Below are 12,279 nucleotides of genomic sequence, written 5' to 3' on the forward strand. Positions count from 1 at the left end.
TTTTATTTGTGATTATTCTTTTGTAGGTTTCTCGATTGATTCTGACCAGCTTTCAATTAATGATCCACTTTCGCCTTCATCAATGACAAAGGACCCATTTGAATAGCGATCATTCGGTCTCAAATCAGACACGGACACTTTATCTGTTTTCCCTTTATTCGTAAGCAGCCATACTTTATCTGTATCCTTTACGACTTCAATTTTGACAACTCGATGAGGATTTGATTTCAACTCTCTTAGCATAATCACGCCTCGCTTGGCCCTTGAAGTCTTTTCGAATTCTGTTAGTTTCATTTTCTTAACAGCACCACGCTGAGTAGCGAGGAAGACATATTCTTTCATTGGGTCAGTAACAACTTTACCTGCAACCACGTAGTCACCATCTTTTAAGTTGATGCCTTTGACTCCAGCAGCTCTAGGTCCCACAATGTTGACATCTTCTTCAGGGAACCATAAACCGTAGCTGTAATGGGTAGCAAGAAACAAGTCTTGAGTTCCATCCGTTAAGTGAACATCAACTAGTTCGTCATCACCTTTAAGGTTGATTCCAACTAATGGACGAGAATAGCGTTGAGCTTTGTATTGAATGAGCTCTGATTTCTTAGTCATACCATTCTTCGTTATGAATAATAAATAATGAGCAGGGTCAAATTCTTTAATTGGTATCGCTTTTAAAACCTGTTCATCACGATCAATTGGGACAATGTTTCCTACGTGCTGTCCAAGATCTTTCCAACGGATATCAGGCAACTCATGAACAGGGCAATAGATATAGTTACCTTTGTTAGTAAACACTAATAGAGTATCCGTAGTATTCATCTCATATTGAGCAAGTAGCCGGTCTGTTTCCTTCATGGCGAGGTCTTGACCGTTAGATGCAGAATATGAACGGAGGCTGGTTCTCTTCATATAACCATCACTCGTTACCGTAACCATCACATCTTCACTTGCAATTAAAACTTCTAGATTTATTTTGATTTCTTCGATTTGATCTTCAATTTTGGTTCTACGAGCATCAGCAAACTTCTTTTTAATCGCTTTAAGTTCTTTCTTAATAACGCTGTATAGCTTGCTTTCGCTATCTAGAATAGAAGTTAATTCTGCTACTGTATTTGCGAGTTCTTCCGCTTCTGCCTGAAGGGCTGTTATATCCGTATTCGTTAAACGGTAAAGCTGAAGGCTGACAATCGCCTCCGATTGAGCTTCAGTAAATTGGAATTTTTGAATTAAATTGTTTTTTGCATCTCGTTTATCCTTGGAAGCACGAATGGTTGTAATCACCTGATCTAAAATCGAAAGTGCTTTCATCAACCCTTCAACAATATGTTGACGATCCTTCGCTTTTTTTAAATCATGATTCGTTCGATTGATTACGACTTCCTTTTGGTGACCGATATACGAATCTAGAAGCTCTCTTAGACCGAGCAATTTTGGGCGGCGATTTTGAATAGCTACCATATTAAAGTTAAAGGCGATTTGCAGATCACTGTTCTTGTATAAATAGTTTAAAACCCCGGTAGAATCAGCATCCTTCTTTAATTCAATGACAATACGAAGTCCTTCACGATCCGTTTCATCACGTACTTCGGCAATACCCTCTACTTTACGGTCTAAGCGGAATTCATCCATTTTCTTTACCAAGTTGGCTTTATTTACTTCAAATGGCACTTCCGTAATTACAATTTGTTGTTTACTGCCACGAATGTTTTCGATTTCTGCTTTTCCACGTACGACTATTTTACCTTTTCCAGTCTCATACGCTTTTTTGATGCCGTCAACACCCTGGATGATTCCTCCTGTAGGAAAATCAGGACCTTTCATGACAGTCATCAATTGATCTACTGTACTCTCTGGATTCTCAATACGCATAATGGTTGCATCAATGACCTCACCTAAATGATGGGGTGGAATTTCAGTTGCATATCCAGCAGAAATCCCCGTTGAACCGTTTACCAAAAGGTTGGGGAAACGAGAAGGCAATACAGTCGGTTCACTAGACGTATCATCAAAGTTCGGGATGAATTCAACGGTATTTTTATCAATATCACGTAATAACTCCATAGAAATAGCTGATAAACGTGCTTCGGTATAACGCATAGCAGCAGGGGGATCTCCGTCGATGCTTCCGTTATTTCCGTGCATTTCTACTAAATAGTTTCGTACCTTCCAGTCTTGACTCATACGAACCATAGCGTCATATACAGACGTATCACCGTGGGGATGGTAATTACCAATTACGTTACCAACGGTTTTAGCAGACTTACGAAACCCTTTTTCTTGTGTATTTCCATCTACGTACATAGCGTAAAGGATACGTCTTTGTACAGGCTTTAATCCATCTCGAGCATCGGGTAATGCACGCTCTTGAATAATATATTTACTGTAACGTCCGAACCGGTCGCCTAGCACCTCTTCTAAAGGTAAATCTTGATATCTTTCTACGGTTGTCATGAATTACCCTCCTCTGCGACCGAAATGTTTTCATTTTCTAAAATACTTCCATCTTCCTCTAATCCAAAAGCAACGTTGCTTTCTATCCACTTCCGTCGCGGCTCAACTTTGTCTCCCATTAGGGTCGTTACACGACGCTCAGCACGGGCAGCATCATCGATTCGAACGCGAATAAGGGCTCTAGTTTCAGGATCCATCGTGGTTTCCCATAACTGATCTGCATTCATTTCTCCAAGACCTTTATAGCGCTGAATCATGTAACCCTTCCCTATTTTTGAAATAGCACCTTGCAGTTCATCATCTGTCCACGCATATTCGATTTTTTCTTTCTTGCCTGTCCCCTTACTTACTTTGAAAAGTGGAGGGAGGGCAATATAGATTTTCCCAGCTTCAAGAAGTGGCTTCATGTAACGGTAAAAGAAGGTAAGAAGGAGAACCTGAATATGGGCTCCATCTGTATCTGCATCGGTCATTATAATGATTTTATCGTAATTGATGTCCTCGACGTTGAATTCAGGGCCGACTCCACCACCAATGGCATGAATAATCGTGTTGATTTCTTCATTTTTAAAGATATCTTGAAGTTTTGCCTTTTCCGTGTTAATTACCTTACCTCTCAAAGGAAGGATTGCCTGGAACTTTCGGTCTCTTCCTTGTTTGGCGGAACCTCCAGCAGAATCACCCTCCACAAGATATATCTCATTTCTCTGGGGATTTCTTGATTGAGCAGGTGTCAATTTCCCTGATAGAACGGTTTCAGAGCGTTTCCGCTTTTTTCCATTACGAGCATCTTCACGTGCTTTTCGAGCAGCTTCACGAGCCTGAGCGGCTTTAATGGATTTTTTGATTAAAAGTGAACTGGTCTCTGGGTTTTCTTCTAAGAAATACAGAAGATGCTCTGATACTACGGAATCAACAGCTGAACGGGCTTCACTTGTTCCTAGCTTCCCTTTGGTTTGCCCTTCGAATTGTAGTAGGTCTTCAGGTATACGTACCGAAACAATAGCCGCTAAGCCTTCCCGTATATCGGTTCCTTCTAAATTTTTATCCCGTTCTTTTAAGATGCCAGCTTTACGAGCATATTCATTAAATACACGAGTCATTGCGGTTTTTGCACCTGCTTCGTGAGTTCCACCATCTTTTGTACGAACATTGTTTACGAATGAAAGAATGTTTTCTGAGAATCCATCATTGAATTGAAAAGAAAATTCCACTTCGATGGTATGGTGTTCTCCTTCAAAGAACGCAACAGTATGAAGGGGGTCTTTCTCTTCGTTTAAATATTGAACAAATGCTTCAATTCCGCTTTCGTAATGGTAAACCTCTTTTTGATCATTACGCTCATCGGATATTTCAATCTTTAGCCCTTTTAAAAGAAAAGCAGATTCTCTTAAACGTTCACAAAGAGTATCGTAATTGTAAGTTGTGTTACTGAAAATTTCTGGATCTGGCTTAAAATGTATTCGTGTTCCAGACTTTTTGGTTTTTCCTATTTTTTCAAGTGTGGTTTGTGGTTTACCACCCTTAGCGAAGCGTTGTTCATATTTCATCCCATCTCGTTCAATGGTGACCACTAACCACTCTGAAAGAGCATTCACAACGGAAGCTCCAACTCCGTGAAGACCTCCACTTGTTTTATAGCCACCTTGTCCAAACTTTCCACCTGCGTGAAGGATCGTCAATATGACTTCAGGAGTTGGTTTTCCTAGTTTATGCATCCCTGTTGGCATTCCTCGACCTTTATCCTGTACAGAAATGCTATTATCTTTATGTATCGTCACGAGAATCTCATTTCCGAAGCCAGCAAGTGCTTCATCAACGGAATTATCAACAATTTCGTATACTAAATGATGCAAACCTCTAGAGTCAGTAGAGCCTATATACATTCCAGGTCTCTTACGTACGGCTTCTAAGCCTTCTAAAACTTGAATCGCATCATCATTGTAATCCATGGTCTTTTTCTGGTTGGCCACGAACATTCCCCTTTCAAACTTCTCTACCCGTTAGGTAATCCCTTTACGGTATTATTGGTTATGTATGTTCTTACTATAACACAAGAACGTGTGTTCGTTTACCGTTTATCTACTTTTTAAGGTAAACCACTATGCTATATTGTAGCGTTTTATTTGATTTTCGCAAATGAAATTTCCAGGATTCGCTTCTCTACATCTTGTTTTTTCTTAAAAAACCATTGAGGGATTGGGAAAGTTAACATTATTTGAGTGTCAAAATGGATTGGTTAATCTCCCTTGTATTTTTCGAAAAAAAACAAGCGGTAGACCCGCTTGTTACTAGTGAGAATTATTTGGTTAAAGCATGTTCAACCTTTATACAGCGATCCATGATAACTGTATACCCACGTTCCTTTAAAAAGCGAAAAGCCTCTTCATTCATTACACCAAGCTGAGCCCAAAATACTTTTGCGTTAATCTCATCAAATTCCTTTGCAATGTCAGGTAGGAATTCAGAACGTCGAAAGACATTAACAATATCTACTTCGCCCTCTATTTCCTGTAAAGTTCCAACCGCTTTTACACCAAGTGCTGATTCAATGGTTGGATTGACAGGAATAATCTCAAAACCGCTATCTTGCATAGCTTTAGATACCATATAAGAAGTACGCTCAGGATTATCACTTAATCCTATAACAGCAATACGTTTTGAATCTTGCAGGATTTGTCCTATCTCATTTCGAGATGGGTTTTCTATCATAGTTCAATTCAACTCCTTTATCTTTCTACGTTGACCATATGAACATTTTCCATACTATTCCTTAAGTCCTATTATTCATTTATACCATAATTTCGACTATTTTTTCAAAATTATATTTATTTCAGTAAATAATTTATGAAAAATATTAAAAAATGTCAGAATAACACAAGAAAAAGAGCTGCTTTCTAACCATAGACTCCCTTACTTGTGTTTCCTGACACTTTGTTTGCCATTATTCTTTAATTAGTCCTTTAGATACTAAAAATTCTCTTGCAACCTCTTTGGGATCTTGTTTGTCTATATCTACCTTGGCGTTCATTTCGCTCATTTCTTCTTCAGTAATTTGATCTGCTAATTCGTTTAAAACATCTTCTACTTCTGGATGTTCTTTAAGTACTTCCTGACGAATAATGGGAGCAGCATGGTAAGGAGGGAAGAATCCTTTATCATCCTTCGTAGATTTTAAATTGTATCGCTCAATTCTTCCGTCTGTTGTAAAAGCAGGAATAACGTCTACATCTCCGTTTTTCACAGCCTCGTACATTATATTCGGATCGAAGCTTTCTTTTGCTTTAAATTCAAAGCCATAAGCTTCTGAAAATGCATCGTAACCGTCGCCTTCACGCTCATAAAACTGGTGAGGGGCCCCAAAGCTTAAATCCTTTGAAAGAGGAACTAGCTCAGAGAAGGTTTTTGCATCAAAATCTTGATCCTGTGTATAGGCAAGTGTATACGTATTTTCAAATCCAAGTGGCTTTAACCAAGTAACATTAAATTTCTCTTCATAGCCTTTACGAACTTGCTCTAAAATCTCGTCTCCAGTTGCGCCTTCCTTGGCCTGCTCTTTTAATACGGCTTCTAATCCAGTACCTGTATATTCAATATAAACATCGATATCTCCCTTTTCTAGTGCTGGAGTCAGAATAGAGACTTCACCTAATCCTTCTTCTACTTTAACATCTAAATCTGTCTTTTCTTTTAGAAGCTCTGCCATCATTTGAGTAAGAATGAATTGTTCTGTCCACATCTTTCCTGATACGGTTATAGTATTATCTTTTTTATCACCATTCCCGCAGCCTGCAATCATGATGGATAAAACTAAAAGTATAATGAATGAGCTAAATTTATTTTTCATGTTATTTCTCCTTTATATATGTTTTATTTTCTTGCTTTTAATCCTTTTGGTGTAGTCACTTTTTCTAATTGCTTTAATAAGAAATCAAAGAATAGAGCTAATAGAGCAGCTGGAATCGCACCAGCTAATACTAATGAGTGATTCCATGTTGACAAGCCTCGATAAATCAGATCACCTAAACCACCACCACCTACAAAAGTTGCCAGAGTGGCTACTCCTACCGTTAAAACCGTAGCAGTACGAATCCCTGCCATAATAAACGGTAACGCTAGTGGTAACTCCACTTTAAAGAGTAGTTGTGAGCTTGTCATTCCCATTCCTTTACCTGCTTCTATAACCCCCTCATCTACCCCGACAATGCCCGTATAAGTGTTACGAAGAATAGGTAAAAGGGCATAAACTGTTAACGCGATAATCGCCGTCGCACTACCTGTTCCCAATAATGGAATCAGAAAGCCAAATAAAGCTAAACTGGGAATGGTTTGAAAAACAGCCGTAATTCCTATATAAAATTCAGCAATTTGTTTTTTACGAGATATGTAAACCCCAAGTGGTAACGAGATTATAATCGCAATAAAAATAGAAACAAAGGATAAATACAGGTGCTCTGTCAATCCGGTTATAATAGCATCGGATCGATTCGTAATCGTTTGTATAAACATCAATGAGAAGGTGTTCATGATGTAGATTGTGCCTCCTTCCTACCTTCTGAAGCAACAGCTCGCAAAACTCCTGTTCTCGTCACACTTCCAATGGACTTTTCGTTTCTTATGACAAGAAGATAAGGTTTATCAGATGTGACTAACAAATGAGCTGCGTCAGAAATTGATGCATCATATGGAATAATTTCATATTCTGTTTCGTTATAAAGTATGTAGTTTGTGTTGTTTTCCATGATGTCAGATACACAGATCCTGGACTTCTGCCCTTTTAGCCTCTCCTCGCCGATAAACGAGCGTACAAAGTCATTTGCAGGTGCTGAGAGAAGTTCATTCGGTGTGGCAATTTGTTCTATCTTCCCGTCTTTCATGACAGCAATTTCATCGGCGATTTTTAATGCTTCGTCAATGTCGTGGGTAACAAAAATAATCGTTTTATGTATCGTGTTTTGAATCCCTTTTAATTCATCCTGAAGCTGTTCCCGGCTTATTGGATCGAGAGCACTAAACGGTTCATCCATTAATATAATCGGTGGCTCAGCAGCAAGTGCACGAATAACTCCGACTCGTTGCTGTTGACCTCCACTTAATTCTAATGGGTATCTTTTTCGGAAAATATGGGGTTCCAGTCCAACGAGATTCAATAATTCATCTACGCGATTTTCGTATTGATCTTTTTTCCATCCTTTTAGTTTCGGTATTAAACTAATATTATCTTCAATTGTCATATGAGGAAGTAACCCAATTCGTTGAATGACGTAGCCGATATTCCTTCGTAGTTCAACCTCATCTTGATTAGAGATATCCTTTCCATTTATGAAGATCGAACCACTTGAAGGAGTAATGAGCTTATTAATCATTTTCATCGTTGTTGTTTTTCCACATCCGCTAGGTCCAATTAACGCTACGAGTTTACCTTCTGGGATGGTTAAGTCTATTCCTTTTATTGCTTCTGTACCATCTTCATATACTTTCGTTACGTTCTTAAATTCAATCATTTTACCACCTGCTTTTTAAACTGAGAAATTTTTCTAAACATAGAAGGGATACCCTCATTATACAAAAGCTAAACTTATAGTCCAAAGAATAGACTTTTGTAATAGTCTAATTAGTAGTTTATGTTGAATTAGTGAGAGGCATACAGGTGTAACAGCAAATCGTAAACTTTGTTGCTATTGAAAAAGCGAGTAGTAGTTGATTTCCTACAGGTGCTCGCTTTCCGCGGGGCGTGAGTCGAACACTCTGTCTCGGACTTACTTATGGATGGTGAAGGTAACTGCGTAAACTCCTGCGGAAAACGGAGCAGTTCCCTTCACCATTCAGCACACACTGGTTAACAGAGCCATGCAAGATCTGTTAAAAAATTTACAACAATCTTTGTGGAAAGAGCATTTTAAAAAGAGCCTAATAGAAAAAACCAGTAACAATTACTGGTTTTTAGAAGATAACGTTCGATTTTGTTTGAATATACTATATTGTTCAACCATGATTCCAATAACAGTTCCAAGAATTAATCCATTGTTTAGGATCGAGGCTACAACAATCGGAAGATCACTAAAAGCAGAAGCTGGAACAAACATAGCACCTACTCCTACAATGAGGGCGATACCAGCAACAAAATGAGTTCGTTCTACATTTTTTTCTTTTCGGTATTCTCCTAGAGCAAGTCCTACCATTTTAATAAATATAACAGTTGTAACCGCATAGCCAACTGGAGCAGGCAAACTGGCAAAGAGATTCATAATTTTAGGAATGAGACTGATAATAATGATACATCCGCTACCAATAATGAATGGAATAACAGAATACATTCTAGTTGCTGTCACAAAACCGGCTGCACCAGAAATAGGAACGGACCCTATGCTAGAGAATATACCACCCAGAAGTTGATTAACCCCAGCTGCAAATCCGCTTTTTGAATAACGCTCGTAGGTTGGCTCTCCCTTCGCTTTCATAACTTCTTCCATAACACGGATGGACGCTATCATATTCGTTGTTAAAAGGAACGTAATAAAGATAGATGTTACAATTACCCCAGTATCAAATACTGGTGCACCAAACACCAGTACCTTAGGAAAAGAAAACCAACTGCTTGAAACAGCTGTATTTGTCCCTAACCCCATTAATAAAAAGATCAGCCATCCCACAATTAAAGCAAGAATAATCGAATACTGTTGAACCCATTTTTGTTTATGATGAGTAAAATAAAGAGCAACAAGTATCGTTAAGACACTTCCAACCAATACTAATGGCTCAAGCGGTTGTCCTTCTTGTTGAATCCCGAACATGCCTTTAATAAAAGATCCGCTCAATTGTAAAATCAACAACATTAAATAAATAAATGTAATTGTAGGCGTGAATAGAGAGGTTAATTTTCTAAGTATTCCCGTTGCAGATAAAAGAAAGAAAATGATTCCACTAACAATCATACCGCCTTGCAATACAGTGAGGACTTCTTCGTGACTGCTATAAAGCGTTCCGGCAAATCCAGCATAAATAGCGAAGACTCCCCACCATAAACCAGCTGGCCCTTCATTTATAGGTAGTTTATGCCCGAATAGAGCTTGAATAAGACTTGCTGCACCTAAAACGAAAATGGTTCTTTGTATAAAGCCTGCCGTGTCTGATGGAGACAATTGAAATAAATCGGCAATAGCGATTGGAGCTGCAATCGAGCCTGCTACCATAAAAGACACCCATTGTAAGGCTGCCAACAATAAATGCATATTTGTTCACCTTCGTTTCTTCTTTGTAAAGTGTGTTTATTTTAACATATATCTAGGTGTCCTTTTCATTTTAATAGAAAAACTCTTTGAATCTAATATGTAGCATTTCGTTACAGTGGGTTCGCCTACATTCTAAACATTCAATCTTATATTACGTATATTATATCTACCTTTAAGAACTGGTCCTAAAAAAAATCCTTATTTTCTCCCTTTGTGTTCAAAAACATGTTAAAATAAAGAACGCATTAGTTTAATAAAAGGAGCAGTGAAAATGATTTTTGCCCTTATTCTTGTTTTATCTTATTTAATAGGCTCCATCCCTTCCGGCTTAATTGTTGGGAAGAAATTTTATGGAATTGATATTCGTGAACATGGAAGTGGAAATCTTGGAGGGACAAATACGTTTAGAACCCTCGGTGTGAAAGCTGGTATGATTGTCTCGATAATGGATATCTTAAAGGGAACGTTGGCTACCCTCTTACCTTTTTTAATCACATCTGATGTACATATGTTACTTGCTGGTGTATTTGCTGTTATTGGTCATATGTATCCAGTATTTGCGAATTTTAGAGGCGGAAAGGCCGTTGCTACCTCAGCCGGTGTCCTATTAGGCTATGCTCCTCTTTTGTTTCTCATATTACTAGGAGTGTTTTTCTTAGCCCTGTATATTTCAAAATACGTTTCTCTTTCTTCTATGATTGCCGCACTTGTTGCCTTCACGTATACGTTATTTACAGGTGATATTGCCCTCATAATTGTTGTAGGCGTTTTGGCACTTTTTGTAGTGTATAGGCACCGGTCGAATATCGTTAGAATAAAAAATAAGACAGAACCTAAAATTAAATGGTTATAGATTCACTTTAAAAGCACCTAGCCTTAATCGGTTTAGGTGCTTTTTGTATCCCCCCATTTCTTACAAAACACAAATCAAAAGAATTTTAATAGGAAAAGGACATATTACACATAAAATGATAATAATTTTCAAAATCTATTAAAAATTCCCCTATTTTCTTGTTTTATTTTGTAAAATAGAAATGAAAGATGATTCGTTAATGAAGGATGTTGATCATGAATAAAAAGATGATGACTGTTTTTCTAGGAATAAGTATTCCATTAATCATCATAATTGCTTATTTAGGAAAGGCTCAATATAGTGAGTGGGCTACTTCTAAAGAAGCTGAAATGATAAAAAGAGAAATACCTACTATATTTCATTCAACCAGAGAAGTTAAAGCTGAGGGCAAATCTTTGAAGTCTACTGCAACACTTGCAGCGATTGGAGATATTCTTCTTCATAATACTGTTTACAATGATGCACAACACGGAGAAAAATACGATTTCTCCCCTATGTTTAATCCTGTTAAAGAAATGCTGGGAGAACCGGACTTTCTTATCGCGAATCAAGAATCCACCCCAGGCGGTGTGGAGTTAGGTTTATCTAGCTATCCCCTATTTAATAGTCCTAAAGAGATCGTAAAGTCCCTGCAGGAGGTAGGCGTTGATGCAGTTACTACTGCCAATAATCACTCTTTAGATCAAGGGGTAAATGGACTTCTAAGTGCCATTGATTATTATGAGTCCATATCGATGCCTTACGTCGGAGCTTTTAAAAGTAAAGAAGATCAAAATGAAATTCGTACCTTTAACATTAATGGAATTAACTTTGCTCTTCTCTCCTACACTTATGGTACAAATGGAATTCCTGTTCCTAAAGGAAAAGAATATCTAGTCAACCTTATTGATGAGACGAAAATGATAGAAGAAGTAGGAAAAGCAAAGTCAATGGGTGTTGACTTAGTAGTATTAAGTCTCCATTGGGGAAATGAATACCAACGTTTCCCTACAGAAGATCAACAAAGACTTGCAAAAGTACTAACTGAAAATGGTGTTGATATTATCTTTGGTCACCACCCTCATGTTCTTCAACCGATCGAAACTTATCAAACAGGTGATGGTCGAAAGGCTGTAGTTGTATATTCATTAGGAAATTTCCTTTCTGGTCAAAAAGATGACTATAAAGACATTGGTGGAATGGTAACGGTTCAAGTAGAAAAAACGATGAGTCCTAAGGGAGCTATTATTAAATATCCTACCATAGGTTTTCAACCAACATTTGTGGATGAAAATAAGTACAATAACTATCGCATTTACCCTCTAGAATTCGCCCATAAAAATGGGCTAATTCCCAACTCAGAAGAAGAACTCGTGTCCCATATGATGAGTGGATTACCTCAATAACCAACAAAGAGCAGCTCTATTCTAAATAGAGCTGCTCTTTGTTTCATTTAGTGTCCCCCAAATAAGAAACTATTAAAGAAAATTCCACCAAGGACAACAATTGCAAGTGCGAGGTTTACTATAAGAAACGTTTTACGACTTCCTTTAAAGTAAAGAGTAATCATACCGTAATATAAGAGAGCCGTAATTACAATAAAGGTTCCTGCTTCCATTTGGTAACTTGCTTTATGTAGCTGAACAAAGGTTAATATCCCTAGCCCTGTAAAAATAAAGGCTCCAATATAATATAGTAGTGCTTGTGTTTTCATTATGCTCATCCTTTAAACGAAATAGTAGATGTTATTCTGTGTCTATGTAT

Annotated in this window: 10 protein-coding genes; 2 read left to right on the top strand and 8 right to left on the bottom strand. The window is 37.8% G+C overall.

Features of this window, described 5'->3' with window-relative positions:
* Positions 1-12: 12 nt before the first annotated feature.
* The 7 genes from parC to IQI_RS14620 form a co-directional block, all read right to left on the bottom strand.
* On the bottom strand, positions 13-2,451 hold the full coding sequence (parC, locus tag IQI_RS14590) for a DNA topoisomerase IV subunit A (RefSeq protein ID WP_064093379.1): 2,439 nt from the start codon (positions 2,449-2,451) through the stop codon (positions 13-15).
* Positions 2,448-4,424 carry a DNA topoisomerase IV subunit B gene (parE, locus tag IQI_RS14595; protein ID WP_064093380.1) on the bottom strand — a complete coding sequence of 659 codons (1,977 nt, stop codon included), beginning with the start codon at positions 4,422-4,424 and terminating at the stop codon, positions 2,448-2,450. Before parE ends, parC begins: the two co-directional genes overlap by 4 nt.
* A 328-nt stretch (positions 4,425-4,752) precedes the next feature.
* Positions 4,753-5,160, bottom strand: a complete 408-nt coding sequence (locus tag IQI_RS14600; protein WP_064093883.1) for a CoA-binding protein — start codon at positions 5,158-5,160, stop codon at positions 4,753-4,755.
* Between the two features lie 235 nt (positions 5,161-5,395).
* Positions 5,396-6,298 carry a glycine betaine ABC transporter substrate-binding protein gene (locus IQI_RS14605; RefSeq protein ID WP_064093381.1) on the bottom strand — a complete coding sequence of 301 codons (903 nt, stop codon included), beginning with the start codon at positions 6,296-6,298 and terminating at the stop codon, positions 5,396-5,398.
* Between the two features lie 23 nt (positions 6,299-6,321).
* Positions 6,322-6,978: an ABC transporter permease gene (locus IQI_RS14610; RefSeq protein WP_231893432.1), complete on the bottom strand. Its 657-nt coding sequence runs from the start codon at positions 6,976-6,978 to the stop codon at positions 6,322-6,324.
* Positions 6,975-7,955 (bottom strand): ABC transporter ATP-binding protein, encoded by a 981-nt coding sequence (locus IQI_RS14615; protein WP_064093382.1) that lies wholly within the window; start codon positions 7,953-7,955, stop codon positions 6,975-6,977. Before IQI_RS14615 ends, IQI_RS14610 begins: the two co-directional genes overlap by 4 nt.
* A 429-nt stretch (positions 7,956-8,384) precedes the next feature.
* A complete protein-coding gene (locus IQI_RS14620) occupies positions 8,385-9,683 on the bottom strand; it encodes a purine/pyrimidine permease (protein ID WP_064093383.1) in 1,299 nt (432 codons plus the stop codon).
* 271 nt (positions 9,684-9,954) lie between these two features.
* On the opposite strand from IQI_RS14620, the gene plsY reads away from it, so the two are divergent.
* A complete protein-coding gene (plsY, locus tag IQI_RS14625; RefSeq protein ID WP_064093384.1) occupies positions 9,955-10,536 on the top strand; it encodes a glycerol-3-phosphate 1-O-acyltransferase PlsY in 582 nt (193 codons plus the stop codon).
* 215 nt (positions 10,537-10,751) lie between these two features.
* Positions 10,752-11,921 carry a CapA family protein gene (locus IQI_RS14630; RefSeq protein WP_064093385.1) on the top strand — a complete coding sequence of 390 codons (1,170 nt, stop codon included), beginning with the start codon at positions 10,752-10,754 and terminating at the stop codon, positions 11,919-11,921.
* A gap of 47 nt (positions 11,922-11,968) precedes the next feature.
* Here the strand turns inward: IQI_RS14630 and IQI_RS14635 are convergent, their stop codons facing one another.
* The gene (locus IQI_RS14635) at positions 11,969-12,229 is read right to left on the bottom strand and encodes a hypothetical protein (protein WP_064093386.1); all 261 of its coding nucleotides are present in this window, start codon (positions 12,227-12,229) and stop codon (positions 11,969-11,971) included.
* Positions 12,230-12,279: the final 50 nt, after the last annotated feature.

Source organism: Rossellomorea aquimaris TF-12 (assembly GCF_001648555.1).
GTDB classification, from domain to species: Bacteria; Bacillota; Bacilli; order Bacillales; family Bacillaceae_B; genus Rossellomorea; species Rossellomorea aquimaris.